10 protein-coding genes and 2 pseudogenes are annotated in these 15,443 nt (G+C 70.0%); 4 read left to right on the top strand and 8 right to left on the bottom strand.

Annotated elements, in window-relative coordinates; genetic code table 11:
- The 5 genes and pseudogenes from glpK to ACZ562_RS09700 all read right to left on the bottom strand — a co-directional run bounded on the left by glpK (position 1) and on the right by ACZ562_RS09700 (position 6,000).
- Entirely contained in the window at positions 1-1,509 is a 1,509-nt protein-coding gene (glpK, locus tag ACZ562_RS09720) for a glycerol kinase GlpK (RefSeq protein ID WP_471175719.1), read from the bottom strand.
- A 22-nt stretch (positions 1,510-1,531) separates the two neighbouring features.
- On the bottom strand, positions 1,532-2,272 hold the full coding sequence (locus ACZ562_RS09715; protein ID WP_471175717.1) for an MIP/aquaporin family protein: 741 nt from the start codon (positions 2,270-2,272) through the stop codon (positions 1,532-1,534).
- Between the two features lie 324 nt (positions 2,273-2,596).
- Positions 2,597-4,243 (bottom strand): EAL domain-containing protein, encoded by a 1,647-nt coding sequence (locus ACZ562_RS09710; RefSeq protein WP_471176857.1) that lies wholly within the window; start codon positions 4,241-4,243, stop codon positions 2,597-2,599.
- A 147-nt stretch (positions 4,244-4,390) separates the two neighbouring features.
- Positions 4,391-5,578, bottom strand: a pseudogene (locus tag ACZ562_RS09705) (lipid-transfer protein).
- A complete protein-coding gene (locus tag ACZ562_RS09700) occupies positions 5,575-6,000 on the bottom strand; it encodes a Zn-ribbon domain-containing OB-fold protein (RefSeq protein WP_471176855.1) in 426 nt (141 codons plus the stop codon). The pseudogene ACZ562_RS09705 and the gene ACZ562_RS09700 overlap by 4 nt, the downstream one beginning before the upstream one ends.
- A 14-nt stretch (positions 6,001-6,014) precedes the next feature.
- Here ACZ562_RS09700 and ACZ562_RS09695 point away from each other — a divergent pair.
- Positions 6,015-6,576: pseudogene (locus ACZ562_RS09695) on the top strand (M15 family metallopeptidase domain-containing protein).
- A 47-nt stretch (positions 6,577-6,623) separates the two neighbouring features.
- Positions 6,624-7,166, top strand: coding sequence for an NUDIX domain-containing protein (locus ACZ562_RS09690; RefSeq protein ID WP_471175715.1), 543 nt, complete (start codon positions 6,624-6,626; stop codon positions 7,164-7,166).
- A gap of 2 nt (positions 7,167-7,168) precedes the next feature.
- On the opposite strand, the gene ACZ562_RS09685 is transcribed toward ACZ562_RS09690, so the two are convergent.
- Positions 7,169-9,535, bottom strand: a complete 2,367-nt coding sequence (locus ACZ562_RS09685; RefSeq protein ID WP_471175713.1) for a glycoside hydrolase family 31 protein — start codon at positions 9,533-9,535, stop codon at positions 7,169-7,171.
- 212 nt (positions 9,536-9,747) lie between these two features.
- Between ACZ562_RS09685 and ACZ562_RS09680 the strand changes: the two genes are divergently transcribed.
- Together ACZ562_RS09680 and ACZ562_RS09675 are read left to right on the top strand one after the other, a co-directional pair.
- The gene (locus ACZ562_RS09680; RefSeq protein ID WP_471175711.1) at positions 9,748-11,715 is read left to right on the top strand and encodes an acetoacetate--CoA ligase; all 1,968 of its coding nucleotides are present in this window, start codon (positions 9,748-9,750) and stop codon (positions 11,713-11,715) included.
- Between the two features lie 175 nt (positions 11,716-11,890).
- Positions 11,891-12,781, top strand: coding sequence for a hypothetical protein (locus ACZ562_RS09675; protein WP_471175709.1), 891 nt, complete (start codon positions 11,891-11,893; stop codon positions 12,779-12,781).
- A 73-nt stretch (positions 12,782-12,854) separates the two neighbouring features.
- On the opposite strand, the gene ptsP is transcribed toward ACZ562_RS09675, so the two are convergent.
- Both ptsP and ACZ562_RS09665 read right to left on the bottom strand, forming a co-directional pair.
- The gene (ptsP, locus tag ACZ562_RS09670; protein ID WP_471175707.1) at positions 12,855-14,525 is read right to left on the bottom strand and encodes a phosphoenolpyruvate--protein phosphotransferase; all 1,671 of its coding nucleotides are present in this window, start codon (positions 14,523-14,525) and stop codon (positions 12,855-12,857) included.
- Between the two features lie 79 nt (positions 14,526-14,604).
- The gene (locus ACZ562_RS09665) at positions 14,605-15,054 is read right to left on the bottom strand and encodes a PTS sugar transporter subunit IIA (protein ID WP_471175705.1); all 450 of its coding nucleotides are present in this window, start codon (positions 15,052-15,054) and stop codon (positions 14,605-14,607) included.
- Positions 15,055-15,443 lie beyond the last annotated feature (389 nt).

The following is a 15,443-nucleotide window of genomic DNA, read 5'->3' as shown; positions in this document are numbered from 1 at the left end:
CTACTCGTCGTCCTCCAGCCAGCCGAACGTCCTCTCCACGGCCTTGTGCCAGTTGTGGTACTCGCGGTCGCGTACCGAGGGCTCCATGGCGGGCGTCCACTCGACGTCCTTCTGCCAGTGCGCCTTCAGCTCGTCGAGGTCGCTCCACACGCCGGTGGCGAGCCCGGCCGCGTAGGCGGCTCCGAGGCAGGTCGTCTCGGAGACCTTCGGACGGACCACCGGAACGTCGAGCACGTCCGCCTGGTGCTGCATGAGCAGATTGTTCTTGGTCATGCCGCCGTCGACCTTCAGGGTGGTGATGTGCACCCCGGAGTCCTGGTACATGGCGTCCACGACCTCGCGCGTCTGCCAGCTGGTCGCTTCGAGCACCGCGCGCGCGAGATGCGCCTTGGTGACGTACCGGGTGAGCCCGGTGATCACGCCGCGAGCGTCGGAGCGCCAGTACGGTGCGAACAGACCGGAGAAGGCGGGCACGATGTACGCGCCACCGTTGTCCTCCGCGCTGGCCGCCAGGGGCTCGATCTCGTCGGCGGTTCGGATGATGCCGAGCTGGTCGCGGAACCACTGCACCAGCGCGCCGGTGATGGCGATCGCGCCCTCCAGGCAGTAGACCGGCGCTTCGCTGCCGATCTTGTAGCCCATCGTCGTCAGCAGACCGCTCTTCGACGGCACCGGCCGGTTGCCCGTGTTGAGCAGCAGGAAGCTGCCCGTGCCGTACGTGTTCTTCGCGGTGCCCACGTCGTAGCAGGCCTGTCCGAAAACGGCCGCCTGCTGGTCGCCGAGGGCCGACGCGACGGGCACCCCGGCGAGCTGGCCGACGGCGGGGCCGTACTCCTCGGCCGAGGACCTGATGTCGGGAAGGACCGCCTCGGGGATGTTCATCGCGGAGAGGATGGACTGGTCCCACTGGAGGGTCTCCAGGTTCATCAGCATGGTGCGCCCGGCGTTGGTCACGTCGGTGACGTGCCGGCCGCCGTCGGTGCCGCCGGTGAGGTTCCAGATGAGCCAGGAGTCGATGGTGCCGAAAGCGATCTCACCGTTCTCGGCGCGGGACCTGAGGCCGGGCACGTTGTCGAGCAGCCAGGCCGCCTTCGGGCCGGAGAAGTAGGTGGCCAACGGCAGGCCGGTCTGTTCGCGGAAACGGTCCTGCCCGTCCGAGCTACCCAGCTGGTTGCACAGTGCCGCGGTGCGCGTGTCCTGCCACACGATGGCGTTGTGCACGGGCTTGCCCGTGGCTCGGTCCCACAGGACGGTGGTCTCGCGCTGGTTGGTGATGCCGAGCGCGCTGATCTGGTCGGTACGAAGTCCGGCCTTGGCGATCGCGCCGGCGACCACCGCCTGCACCTTGGACCAGATCTCGGTGGCGTCGTGCTCCACCCAGCCGGGCTTGGGGAAGATCTGCCGGTGCTCGCGCTGGTCGACGGCGACGATCGCGCCGTCCTGGTTGAAGATGATGCAGCGGCTGGAGGTGGTGCCCTGGTCGATAGCCGCGACGAACTTGTCCGTCATGACGTCCCCTTCGTGGGTTCCTTCAGAAGGCTGCGTTGTAGATCACGGCTCCGATGGCGGCGCCTGCGAGCGGCCCGACCACCGGAATCCAGGAGTAGCTCCACTCCGAGGTGCCCTTGTTGGGAATCGGCAGCAGCGCGTGGATGATGCGTGGTCCCAGGTCGCGGGCCGGGTTGATGGCGTACCCGGTGGGGCCGCCGAGCGAGAGGCCGATGCCCACGACGAGGAAGGAAATGAGCAGGACGGGCAGGCCTGCGTCCCCGATGCCCGCCACGTGACGGTCCCCGCCGACCAGCGCCAGGATGGGCAGCATCAGGCTGACCGTGGCGATGATCTCTGTGATCAGGTTCTGGACGGGGTTGTAGATCGCCGGCCGGGTCGAGAAGATCCCCAGCGTCTCGATGGCGTTGTCCCTGTCGGCGTTGAGGTTGAAGTGCCCGAGATAGACCAGCCAGCAGAGGACGGCTCCGAGCATGGCTCCGGCGAACTCCCCGAGAAGGTAGAAGGGCACGTCCTCCCATTTCGTCGTGCCCTCGATCGCGAAGCCGATCGTCACGGCCGGGTTGATCTGCCCGCCGGACAGTGGTGCCGCGGTGTACGCCCCTGCGAGGACGCCGAAGCCCCATCCGAAGGTGATGACGATCCAGCCGGAATTCTGTGCCTTCGACTTGTTGAGGATGACTCCGGCTACCACGCCCGCGCCGAACAGAATCAGTATGGCGGTGCCGATCAACTCGCCGAGAAATATGTCTCCGTTGCTCATAGCGGCTCCTAGGCCCTGGCCCGGGACGGTCGGCCCCGGTCCTCCGTGCAGGGTGCGGTTCCCTTGGCGAACAGCCGAAGGCAGGGAGGTCCCGCGCCCCGCCCGGCGTCTATGACGAGCGTGCCGTAGCAGCCGAGTCGCCCGTTGGGGAACGGCCCGTGGCTCAGGCGGGGCCCGCGCTGCGCAGTGCCTGGATACGCTGAGAATGTGCGGCGATGTCGGCCAACACCGGAAGTGTTCACCGGCGTCCCGAGAGCGTCAAGGTCGTCGACGACAACGGTTGAGGGCGACGAGGCCGAGCCCCTGGCTGACGTGAAGAGGCGCTCAGCCCGGTTCCATCACAGCGTAACCCGGCTGGGCGGTTGCCGCCGCCGGGCCGCGACGGACCTCGTGACCGGGCAGCCCCGCGTGGCCCAGTACCCAACTTGCCCCGCTCAGCTCCTTCGCGGCCTTCTTCAGCGGCGCAAGACAGGCAGCCGCTTCCCGGTGGTCCGTCACGCTCCCCGGCCCGCACAGTACCGTCGCCAAGGACAGAGTCACGGGTCGCCCGCCCGCGGACCAGGGCGCGTCCAGCGCCGAGGCAGCAAGCGGTTCCAGGCCCTCCGGATCCGTGAGTACCAGGAAGTCGTCGCCGCCGATGTGGCCGACGTGTGTGCTGCCGGACGCGGCGCGTTGCAGTGCCCGCCCCACGGACCGGATCAGCTCGTCGCCCGCCGCGAACCCGGCCCCGTCGTTGACCTGCTTGAAGTGGTCGACGTCCAGCCAGCTCAGCGCGAACGTCCGCCCGTCCGCGATCCGCCGGTCCACCTCACCGGTGATCGCGTCCGACCCCGGCAGCCGGGTCAGCGGATTGAGCCCGGCCGCCTCCTCGACGCGCGACTCCGTCAGCGCCCGTACGAGATCCGCGAGCCGTACGACGCCCACACACCGCCCGTACCGGTCGACTACGGCCACGTCGTCCGACGTGCGGCCCCTGCCACCGACCGCCACCACGTCCAGGACCTCCCACGCCGTGGCGTCGGAGCCCACCGTCCGCGGCGGGTCCCCGAGCTTTGCGGCGGGCCGGTCGGCGTACAGGGCGTGCCCGTAGCGCCCCGACATCGACAGCAGAAAACGGGACCGGTGCACAGACCGGACCGGTACGCCGTCCCGGTCCACGAGCAGCACCCCGGACACCTCGGGCGACCCGGTCAGCAGCGCCCGCACCTGGCCGGCCGAAGCGGTGACGGGCAACAGCGCGGCGGGCCGCACGAACTCCCGCACCGACGGGCCCAAGCGCGGCACAGCCGCGACACCGGGGGAGCGGGGCGGAACGTATACGTCCGCGGCCGGCAGCCTGGCCGGCGGCGCGAAAAGCACGCCTTGCGCGAGCTGCGCGCCGGCCGACCGCACGGCCGCGCACTGCAGTTCGGTCTCCACGCCCTCGACGCAGAGCAGGGCTCCCAACTGATCGCACAGCGTCCGCATGGCCCGTACCGCCGCCGGCCGAGTCAGCACCGACGCATCGAGTTTGACCAGGTCGGGAGCCATGTCGGTGAGCAGTCGCAGGGGTACGTCCCCGTCGCCGACGCCGTCCGCACTGATCCTGAAGCCCTGCCCGCGCAGCCCGGCCACCGCGTCCAGCAGGGCCTGCTGGGGGACGTGCGTGTAGGGCGGGCCGACGTCGATCGTGACCTCCCAGGGCAGCCGCCCCGCCTCGCGCACGGCTTCGTACAGGGGGGTCAGCCCGCCAAGATCGGCGAGGGTACCGGCGAAGACGTTGACGTGCAGCGGCAGCAGAGTCTCCTTGCGAGCCGCCGCCAGGACCGCCAGCACGGCAAGTCGGCCGTCACGCTCGGGGTCTCGGCGAGCCTCGGCCAGGATGTCGCCGGTCTCCGGCCGGGCGAGTATCTCCAGCCCTGCGACCCCTCCGGTCGTCAGGTTTACCACCGGCTGGAAGGCGAAGCGGAGAGTATCCGTCCAGGAGTGCACGTGGAGCATGATGGCGCTGCCGGACCACGCCCAGGCGCAGTTCATGAGACGTTCACGCAGCATTTTGGGTCGATCACGCAGCGTGTGCGAAAGGGCTTGCGCCAGGCTACGAGCCCAGCATCGCCGATCCTGGAAGGGGCCCTGGCATCAGCGCACGGCGATCACCGCTGATCCATGTCCGAACAGCCCCTGGTTCGCCGTGATCCCCACGTGCGCGCCGGCGACCTGTCGCCCGCCCGCGTCCCCTCTCAGCTGCCACGTCAGTTCGCAGACCTGGGCGATCGCCTGGGCCGGAACGGCCTACCCGAACGAGGCGAGCCCGCCGCTCGTATTGACGGGTATACGCCCGCCCAGGGCGGTCGCACCCTCCCGCAGCATCTTCGCCGCCTCGCCCTCTCTGCACAGCCCCAGATCTTCGTACCACTGCAGCTCCAGGGCGGTGGACAGGTCGTAGACCTCGGCTAGCGAGAGGTCCTCGGGCCCGATGCCCGCCTCCTCGTAGGCCGCCCGCGCGATCGACGCCCGGAAGGTCTCCGCGGCGGGCCCTACGGTCGCCGCGGAGTCCGTCGCGACCGGCAAGTCCAGCACCGTGCTGGGGTAGCGCGGCGTCACGGTGGACACCGCCCGGATCCGCACCGGCTCCGCCGCCCCGTGCCGGTGGGCGAACTCCATGCTGGACAGCACCAGTGCCGCCCCGCCGTCCGAGGTCGCGCAGATGTCGAGCAGCCGGAGCGGGTCGGCGACCACGGCTGAGGTGGCCACCTCCTCCGCCGTGACCCGCTTGCGGTAGCGCGCGTTCGGATTCAGCGCCCCCAGTGCCGCGTTCTTCACCTTGACCTGTGCGAAGTCCTCCCGGGTGTCCCCGTGCACGGCCATCCGCCGACGGGCGTACAGCCCGAAGTACGTGGGATTGGTGGCCCCGAGAACCCGGAAGCGCAGCCAGTCCGGATCGTCGGGCCGGTCTCCTCCCTCGGGCCGGAAGAACCCCTTGGGCGCCGCATCGGCTCCCACCACGAGCACCACGTCCGCGAGGCCCGAAAGGATCTGCGCCCGAGCGGCGCCGACGGCCTGCGCCCCGGACGCGCACGCCGCGTACACACTCGTGACACGGGCTCCCTGCCAGCCGAGCGCCTGCGCGAAGGTCGCACCCGCCACATACCCCGGACAGCCGCCGCGCACGGTGTCCGCTCCGACGACGGAGCCGACTTCGCGCCAGTCCAGCCCGGCGTCGGCGAGCGCCGTGCGGGCCGCGGCCGCTCCGTACTCGACGAAGCTGCGCCCCCACTTGCCCCAGGGGTGCATGCCCGCGCCGAGCACCGCCACGTCCTGCGTCATGCCCGCACCCCCGTCGGCCGCCAGCTCCAGGTCGTCCAGACCGTCTCCGCGTCCTCATGGAGCACGCCGGAGACGACCTCCACTTCCATGCCCACCGCGAGATCGGCGACGGTGACTCCGGGTGCTGCCTGTCCCAGTACCACCATCCGCTCCGACTCCAGCTCCACAGCCGTCAACGCGTACGGCTCCCACGGAAGTTCCGGATCGGTCACATACGGTGACGGCGGGCGGTACCGGCTGTCCGTGTACGACCACACCCGCCCGCGGCGGGAGAGGGGGACCTCCTCCAGGTCACCGCCGGGGCACCCGGGGTTGCGGCAGTGGGCGTCCTCCCGTGGGAAGAAGACCGAGGCGCAGACGGCACAGCGTGTGCCGAGGAGCCTGAAATGGTCACCGTCGCCGGCGAACCACCCGGCGACCACAGGCGTGCGAGTCCGTGACAAAGCCCCTCCCCGGCAACAGATCTGACGGAACGTCAGAAGTGTGCCACGGGCAACCGGAAAGAGGCAGGGCGTCCGATCGCTTCCCCGACGGAATGGGCCTCCCGATAGATGTGGGGGAGATGCGCTACCTCACCCCTCACAACTTCGTCGGCGAGCGCATCGCCCCTACCGGCAACCCCTTGTGCCTCCTCAACCGTACGACCGCTACCGGCCGCAGTGCGCCGTGAACCACTTCGTCCGCTCGGCCCAGGTCCTCGATGACCAGGCCATGAAGGGCGAGTTCTACTCCGACGTCGACAAGACCCGCTTGTTGGAGGACGGGCGCTACGGCGAAATCCGGCCACAGCCGCGGCTCCCCCATGGACCTCAGCATCGTGAAGCTCCCGGCGAAGCCCACCAGGGGCCGTACCACCCGCAAGAGCCGCTCGTACCCTGCTACGCACCCAAGGACCGGCGCTTCCCCGACAACTCCGTCGACAATTCAGACCCGAGCCGTATCCCGAGACCCACTTCGACTTCCCCGTGTCCCCGAGAGCGCTGGTCAACAGCCATTGAGACGCCTCCGGAGGACGGCCTCCCCGGGATCGGATACAGTCCGCCGCGTGTCCGAAACTCATCACTCCGCCTCCACCGCCAACTCCGGGCCGAACTCCCACTGTTCGAGCTGCGGAGCGCCGTACGGAGAAGGCGACTCCGGCTGGCCCCGCACCTGTCCGGCCTGCCACACCGTGGTCTACCGCAATCCGCTCCCGGTCGCGGTGGCCCTCCAGCCCGTGTACGACACGAAGGGCACCGCCCTGGTCGTCATCACACGAACCGTCGGCCCCGCGCGCGGGGGCACCGCCCTGCCCGGCGGGTACATCGACGACCGCGAGGACTGGCGGCACGCCGTCGTCCGCGAGCTCAGAGAGGAGACGGGTATCGACGCGGCGAGCAGAGCCGTACGGCTCGCCGACGCGATGAGCTCGCCCGACGGGCACCTGCTGCTGTTCGGGCTCCTGCCGGAGCGTCCGGCCGAGGGTCTCCCGCAGTCCGCCGCCACGGACGAGACGGAAGGCTGGCACCTCCTGCGCAGGCCGGAGGAGCTCGCCTTCCCCCTGCACACGCTGGCGGTGCGATCATGGTTCGAGGGCCGGTACCTCTGAGGTCAGCACTTTCCGTGCCCCCGGACCCGCACCGGGTGGAGCGGCTCGCTCACACCGTCCTCACCCTCCCGCTCGACGACCACCCGCCGGCCCTCCCAGCGGGCCACGTAGCGCTCGATCTCCGGCTCCTCCCACCCGTCGCCCGCGTCCGGCACCACCAGCCCGCCCCCGGTCCGTCCCCGGGCGGGCGCCCACGCCTCCAGTTCCAGACCACCGTCGTCCCCGCGCACGGGTATGACGGCGCCCGCGCGCGCAAGCACCGGAATCCGCGACAACGGGGCGTCGACGAGAACCTGTGCCGGCCCCTCGTACACCTGCCCCGTCGCCGTGTCGTACCACTGGCCGCGCGGCAACTGCACCGCGCGCCTGTCCGCCCCAGGGTCGAGCACCGGCGCCACCAACAGGCACTCGCCCAGCAGGAAGGCGTCCTCGCAGTCCCGCAGCGCACGGTCCTCCGGTGCCGACCACCACAACGGGCGCACATAGGGAGCTCCCGTGCGCCGGGCCAGGTGCGCCAGAGTCATGAAATACGGGAGCAAACGCCTGCGCTCGACGAGTGCCACGCGCGCGTGCTCCAGCACATCGGCTCCGAACTCCCACGGCTCCCGGCGGCCCGCCCGCAGACTCGAGTGCGTGCGGAACAGCGGCAGATACGAGCCGAGCTGGAACCAGCGCAGATACAGCTCGGGCGACGGACTCCCGTCGAAGCCGCCCACGTCCGGCCCCGAATACGGCACCCCGCACAGCCCCAGCCCCATGACCAGGGACAGCGAGGCCCGCAGTCCGGGCCAGCCGGTGGTGACGTCACCGGACCAGGTCCCGCCGTAGCGCTGCGAGCCGGCCCATCCCGAGCGCGAGAAGACGAAGGGCCGCTCCTCAGGCGCCAGTTCACGCAGCCCCTCGTAGCCGGCTCGGGCCATGCACAGCGCGTAGACGTTGTGCGCCTCGCGATGATCCCCGCGCCCGCCCTCCAGAAAGTGCCGGGCCGACCGTGGCAGCGTCGGCTCCCCGAAGGCGTTGAACGAGGTGGGTTCGTTCATGTCGTGCCAGAAGCCCGAGAACCCCTGCGCGAGCCGCTCCGCGTAGAGGCCGCCCCACCACCCACGCACGCGCGGGTGCGTGAAGTCCGGGAAGACCGCCTCCCCGGGCCACACCACTCCACGCACGACACGCCCGGAGGCGTCCCGCACGAACGCGTCCTCGGCGGCCCCGCTGTCGTACACGGCGTTGCCCGGCGCCGCCTTGACCGCCGGGTCGACGATCGACACCAGGCGGATCCCGTCCCGCCGCAGATCCTCGGCAAGCTGCGGCAGCTTCGGGAAACGCTCATGGTCCACGGTGAACACCTGATGGGCGTCAAAGTGGTCGATGTCCAGATGGACAGCGTCCAGCGGCAGGCCACGCTCCTGGTATCCCGAAACGATCCGCCGCACCTCCTGCTCGGTGCCGAAGCCCCACCGCGCATGATGATGGCCGAGGGCCCAGGCAGGCGGCAGCGCGGGCGCACCGGTGAGCGAAGACCAGGCGTGCAGCACGCGCGCGGGGGTGCCCACGATCACCCAGCAGCGCAGTGGACCGCCGTCCATCCGCAGCTCGCACGTTCCCGCCCGGTCGTGCCCGGAGCCGGCGCCCTCCTCGCCCTCCCGCAGTGTCACCCTGCCGTCCCACGAGGTGTCGTGGAACACCAGATGAGCGGCCGCGTCGGCCACCACCAGTTGCACCGGCATCGTGAGGTACAGCGGATCGTCGCCGGGGCCGAACGCGCCGCCCGGGTCGGTGTTCCACAGCCGGTACGTTCCGTCCCGGAGCCGCGGGCCCGCGGCTCGCCCCCCGAGCCCGAAGAACCGGGCGTCCGCGGCCACCTCCGACCGCTGCATCCAGCGCGCCTCACCGCCATCGACCGGCTCCCACCATCGCGGCGGCAGATCACGGCGCAGCGTCACGCCTCCGGGCGTACGCACCTCCACCGCGCCGTGCCGCGAGACCACGACCGTGACCCGCTCCGCCACGACCCGCCAGCCGCCGTCCTTGTCCGGCTCCAGCACCGCGCGGGGATCCGGCTCCGGGCAACGGTCCGCGAGCCCGTAAGACGGCTCGGGACCCGCCCCGTCCCAGCCCCAGAAGACGGCGCCGTTCACCGCGACTAGGATCCGCAGCTCGGAGCGGCTGAAGCGGACGATGCCCCCACCGAGCCCGGCCTCGACCTCCCGCATCTGCCCGGGCACCCGAGCGCGCTCGGCCCCTCGCGACGGCAGCGCGGCGGCGTCGGCACGTCTCCTTCTCCACGCGGCCCGTACGGTACGCAACCCCTGACTCACCCCCGCGGAACCGACCGCCTTCACCGAACGCACCAGGTCACGACCGTCCATGCTGCTCACCCTGCCATTGACACCCCCACGCGCGTGTGTCGTTCAACTTCCGTTCACCCGTGCCCAGACCACATCTTCACGACACGGAGTATGTGTGGTTCGCCCTGGTGCAGAAGTCGATCACATGGCATCGTCCGTGTCAGCCGCGTCACGCGCACACCCAGCACGTGCGCGACCGACGCACACGACGCGCACAGTCCGGGAGCCGCCCCATGTCGACCGTGAACCCCCAGCCGCTCTGGCAGCCAGATCCGGAACGCATCGCGCAGGCGCAGGTCACCAGGTTCCAGGCCTGGGCCGCCGAGCACCACGGCGCGCCGTCCGAGGGCGGATACGAGGCTCTGCACCGCTGGTCCGTCGACCAGCTGGACGTGTTCTGGAAGGCCGTCACCGAGTGGTTCGACGTACGCTTTTCCACCCCCTACGCGCGCGTGCTGGGCGACCGCTCGATGCCCGGCGCCCAGTGGTTTCCCGGGGCGACCCTCAACTACGCCGAGCATGCGCTCCGCGCGGCCGCGACCCGCGCGGACGAACCCGCCCTCCTCTACGTCGACGAGACCCATGAGCCCCGCCCGGTGACCTGGTCCGAGCTGCGCCGCCAGGTCGGCTCCCTGGCCGCCGAACTGCGTGCGCTCGGAGTAACCCCCGGAGACCGCGTCAGCGGCTATCTCCCGAACATCCCCCAGGCCGTCGTCGCCCTCCTCGCCACGGCCGCCGTGGGCGGCGTCTGGACGTCCTGCGCCCCCGACTTCGGCGCCCGCAGCGTCCTCGACCGCTTCCAGCAGGTCGAACCGGTCGTCCTTTTCACCGTCGACGGCTACCGCTACGGCGGAAAGGAGCACGACCGCCGAGAGGTCGTCGCCGAACTCCGCCATGAACTGCCCACCCTGCGCGCGGTCGTCCACATCCCCCTCCTGGGCACCGAGGCTCCCGAAGGAGCCGTCGAATGGTCGGACCTGACAGCGGCGGACGTGGCGCCCGTCTTCGAGCAGGTGCCCTTCGACCACCCCCTCTGGGTGCTCTACTCCTCGGGCACCACCGGCCTCCCCAAGGCCATCGTCCAGTCCCAGGGCGGCATCCTCGTCGAGCACCTCAAGCAGCTCGGCCTGCACTGCGACCTCGGCCCCGAGGACCGTTTCTTCTGGTACACCTCGACCGGCTGGATGATGTGGAACTTCCTCGTCTCCGGCCTTCTCACCGGAACGACGATCGTCCTTTACGACGGCAGCCCCGGCCACCCGGACACGGCCGCGCAGTGGCGGATCGCCGAACGCACGGAAGCCACCCTCTACGGCACCTCGGCCGCGTACGTCATGGCCTGCCGCAAGGCGGGTGTGCATCCGGCGCGCGATTTCGACCTCTCCAAGGTGAGGTGCGTCGCCACGACCGGATCACCGCTGCCGCCCGACGGATTCAGCTGGCTCCACGACGAGGTCCGCGACGACCTGTGGATCGCCTCCGTCAGCGGCGGCACGGACGTGTGCTCCTGTTTCGCCGGAGCCGTACCGACACTCCCCGTGCACATCGGAGAACTACAGGCCCCCGGGCTGGGCACCGACCTGCAGTCCTGGGACCCGAGCGGTCGCCCTCTGGTGGACGAGGTCGGCGAACTCGTGGTCACCAACCCCATGCCTTCCATGCCCATCCACTTCTGGAACGACCCCGACGGAAGCCGCTACCACGACAGCTACTTCAACACGTACCCCGGAGTGTGGCGCCACGGCGACTGGATCACCGTCACCTCCCGCGGCTCCGTCGTCATCCACGGCCGCTCCGACTCGACGCTCAACCGCCAGGGTGTCCGCATGGGCTCCGCCGACATCTACGAAGCCGTGGAGCGCCTTCCCGAGATCAAGGAATCCCTCGTCGTCGGCATCGAGCAGCCCGACGGCGGCTACTGGATGCCCCTTTTCGTGCACCTTGCTCCCGGTGCCGTCCTCGACGAAGCCCTCCTCAACCGCATCAGGCAGACCATCCGCGAACAGCTCTCACCGCGCCACATCCCCGACGAGATCATCGAGGTGCCCGGCATTCCGCACACCCTCACCGGCAAGCGCATCGAGGTTCCGGTGAAGCGTCTTCTCCAGGGCACTCCCCTGGACAAAGCGGTCAACGTGGGCTCCATCGACAACCTCGACCTGCTCCACTTCTACGAGGACCTGGCCCGCAAGCGAGCCTGAGCTCCCCGCAGAACAGTCGGCCGGCCCACGGCGGCCGGCCATCCGGCGCCCCGCACCCCCCCTGACCTGCACGATTCGCCATTCTCCGGGACGGCGGCCCGCCGCACCCCGACGCCGTTGTCAGTGCTGCCGGTTACTGTGAGTGAGCATTGATCGACTGCGTACAGGGGGAAACATGGCGCACAACGACCACCAGACCATGCGACGCGTCCTGCGCCGCGAAATCGCCGGCACCATCGGCCTGCTGACCGACGAGCACGATTTCCTCGCCATGCGGCGCTACCGCAGCTTCTCCTTCGACGACCACACCATCTATCTGCAACAGGTGGAGTCCCTCCTCAAAACACGGGCCGTCCAGGGCAGCCACACGAAAGTGGCCCTCTTCGACCCGCAGGAATACGCGGAGTACTGCGCCGCCGCGGGCATCGACCCCGACATCCCGTCGAGCCGTACCCGCTTCACCGCCGAGCTCGCCACCAACGGGCCCACTGTCACCTACGAGGGCCAGCCCTTCGCCGACCTCGTTCCGGCCCTCGTCGACGAAGGAGTCCGCCAGGCCATCCGGGAGTACGCGTCCACACTCCTGACCCGGCTCGGTACCTGTGCCTCCTGCGGCGAGGACATCGGCCGCGCCGCCTTCTCCCGGGCCTCGGACCTCCTCGTCCGCATCCTCGACACGGCTTCGCCCGGCAACCGACACCTCGTCTGCAGCGTCTCGGGCACCCCGGAGCCACTCGCGTCCGTCCTCCGAGCCGACGACGACCCCAGCGGGGTCACACAACTCGACGAAGCCGAAGCCCTGGAATTCACCACCGTCCTGGCCGTAGGCCTGGGCACCCGGAGCCCGGGCGGACTCGTCATGCGAACCAGCGCCCCCGGCAGCACCGACCGTGTCTACGGCTGGCGCCTGCGCGGCGACACCCTCGAACCCCTCACCGCCGGAGAGGTCTTCGACGCGTACTGCACCGACGTGGACTCCGGGGACCTCATCTCTCCGGAATCGGATGTCGACTACTGCGCGCCGCCGGACCTCGGGGAGGCGGGACCCACGCCGCACCACCACTGAACCGAACGCGGGAGGGGCGCCCACACACAGGTGGAGCGCCCCTCGGAACCCGCCGCTGTCCGGCCCCGTCCGGCTACTCGCCGGACAGCACCGCCTGCGCCTCGTTACGCGCATCTGCGGCACTGTCCGCCGCTCGCGCGGCAGCCGCCGCCCGCTCACACTGCGCCAGCGTGTACTTCGCCAGCATCGCCCGTACATAAGGAATGGACGCCGCGCCCATGGAAAGAGAGGTGACACCAAGACCGGTCAGTACACACGCGAGCAGCGGGTCGGACGCGGCCTCACCGCAGACTCCACAGCTCTTGCCCTCGGCCTTCGCCGCCTCCGCGGACAGCGCGACCAGGTCGAGCAGCGCGGGCTGCCACGGATCCTGCAGCCGGGACACGGCACCCACCTGACGGTCGGCGGCAAACGTGTACTGCGCGAGGTCGTTGGTCCCCAGGGACAGGAACTCGACCTCCCGCAGAATCGAGCGCGCCCGCAGCGCGGCCGACGGAATCTCGACCATCGCCCCGAACTTCGCATGCAGCCCGGCCTCACGGCACGCGTCGGCGAACGCTTTGGCATCGGCCCGGTCCGCAACCATCGGGGCCATGACCTCGAGATGGACCGGCAGCCCCTCCGACGCCTTGGCCAGCGCCGTCAGCTGGGTGCGCAGCACCTCAGGGTGGTCGAGCAGCGTCCGCAGCCCGCGCACGCCCAGGGCCGGGTTCGGTTCGTCGGCCGGAGTCAGGAAGTCCAGCGGCTTGTCCGCACCCGCGTCCAGCACGCGGACGACGACACGGCCCTCCGGGAACGCCTCGAGCACCTGCCGGTAGGCCTCGACCTGCTTCTCCTCCGAGGGTGCGTTCCTGCTGTCGTCGAGAAAGAGGAACTCGGTACGGAACAGACCGACACCTTCAGCGCCGGCCTCGACCGCGGCCGGCACGTCCGCCGGACCGCCGACGTTGGCCAGCAGCGGCACCTTGTGCCCGTCCGAGGTGGCACCCGGCCCGGTCGACGCGGCCAGCGCGGACTTGCGCTCGGCGGCCGCGGACTCCAGCTGCGCCTTCTTCTCCTCGCTGGGGTTCACGAAGATCTCGCCCGTGCTCCCGTCCACAGCGATCACCGTGCCCTCTGCGAGCTCACCGGCTCCGGGCAGCGCCACCACGGCCGGCACGCCGAGCGCCCGCGCCAGAATCGCGCTGTGGCTGGTCGGACCGCCCTCCTCGGTCACGAAACCGAGGACCAGAGTCGGGTCCAGCAGCGCCGTGTCGGCGGGCGCAAGGTCACGCGCGATAAGGACATATGGTTCGTCGCTGTCCGGGACACCCGGCATCGGCACCCCGAGCAACCGGGCGACGATACGATTCCGCACGTCGTCGAGATCGGCCACACGGCCGGCGAGGTACTCACCGGCTGCGGCCAGCAGGGCGCGATACGCGGCGAAGGCGTCGTACACGGCCCGCTCGGCCGTGCTGCCCACGGCGACCCGGCGTTCCACGTCCGCCATCAGCTCGGGGTCCTGGGCCATCATGGCCTGCGCCTCGAGCACCGCCTGGGCTTCGCCCCCCGCCAGATTGCCGCGCGCAATCAGGTCGGCCGCCACAGCTTCCACGGCCTTGCGAGCGCGCCCCTGTTCACGCTCCGCTTCCTCGGCCGGAATCTGCTTGGCAGGCGGTTCGAGCACCGCCGTTCCCATGTGCCGAACCTCGCCGATCGCCACACCGTGGCTTACGCCGACGCCTCGCAGCGTTGTCTCCATTGCACCCGTCTCCGATAGTGCGGCGGGTCCCGCCGCCGCGGTGGTTGTCCCTACGTGCCGCCATACGACGGCGCCGGCGTCACTTCCAGAGGAAGAGACTGTCACCGGCCTTCACATCGCCGTCGTCACGGAGATCGGAGAGCACATCGGCCGTGGCCTCGAGCGCCACGACCGGGCACACCGCGGACTTGCCCGCGGCCTCGACGGCGGCCGGGTTCCAGCGCACGACGCCCTGGCCGCGCGTCACGGTGTCGCCCTTGTTCACGAGGACCTCGAAACCCTCGCCGTTGAGCTGCACGGTGTCGATGCCCAGGTGAGTGAGCACGCCGTGACCCTTCTCGTCGACGACGACGAAAGCGTGCGGGTGAAGAGAGACGATCACTCCGTCCACGGGCGCGACGGCCTCGGAAGGCTCACGCACGGGGTCGATCGCCGTACCCGGGCCGACCATGGCCCCGGAGAAGACCGGATCCGGCACGGCGGCCAGTCCGATGGCGCGTCCGGCAAGCGGGGACGTCACGGTGGTCATGGGAAGCCTCCCAGGGGTGGAGATTCGTATGGGCTGTCACTGAAAGATCCACTTGGTGGTCTAGACCACTAGCATAATGGATTTGCGCGCGCTTCGCAGCCCCATGTACAGTCGTACTCCTGCTTGAGGCCGAGAGGCGCGACCGAGCGTCCTTGCTCAGCAGTACCCAAACTTGTCAGATCCTATCTCGGGGTCACTTTCTGCATGCCTGCAGAACGATGGTCAGAGAGCCGGAAAAACACTGATAGAGTCTGGAACACCGAAGGGAAGCGCCCGGAGGAAAGCCTGAGAGATTCTCTCGGGTGAGTACAAAGGAAGCGTCCGTTCCTTGAGAACTCAACAGCGTGCCAAAAATCAACGCCAGATATGTTGATACCCCGTCTGCCGGA

It is taken from the genome of Streptomyces sp. NPDC040410 (genome assembly GCF_055595715.1).
Note: the sequence above shows the minus strand (reverse complement) of the source record. Positions and strands in the feature narration are given on the sequence as shown.

What these genes read in the sequence shown, in the direction of transcription:
- ACZ562_RS09665 (WP_471175705.1), bottom strand. Translation starts at nt 15,054, where the DNA reads ATGACCACCGTGACGTCCCCGCTTGCCGGACGCGCCATCGGACTGGCC.
- ptsP (WP_471175707.1), bottom strand. Translation starts at nt 14,525, where the DNA reads ATGGAGACAACGCTGCGAGGCGTCGGCGTAAGCCACGGTGTGGCGATC.
- ACZ562_RS09680 (WP_471175711.1), top strand. Translation starts at nt 9,748, where the DNA reads ATGTCGACCGTGAACCCCCAGCCGCTCTGGCAGCCAGATCCGGAACGC.
- glpK (WP_471175719.1), bottom strand. Translation starts at nt 1,509, where the DNA reads ATGACGGACAAGTTCGTCGCGGCTATCGACCAGGGCACCACCTCCAGC.
- ACZ562_RS09675 (WP_471175709.1), top strand. Translation starts at nt 11,891, where the DNA reads ATGGCGCACAACGACCACCAGACCATGCGACGCGTCCTGCGCCGCGAA.
- ACZ562_RS09685 (WP_471175713.1), bottom strand. Translation starts at nt 9,535, where the DNA reads ATGGACGGTCGTGACCTGGTGCGTTCGGTGAAGGCGGTCGGTTCCGCG.
- ACZ562_RS09715 (WP_471175717.1), bottom strand. Translation starts at nt 2,272, where the DNA reads ATGAGCAACGGAGACATATTTCTCGGCGAGTTGATCGGCACCGCCATA.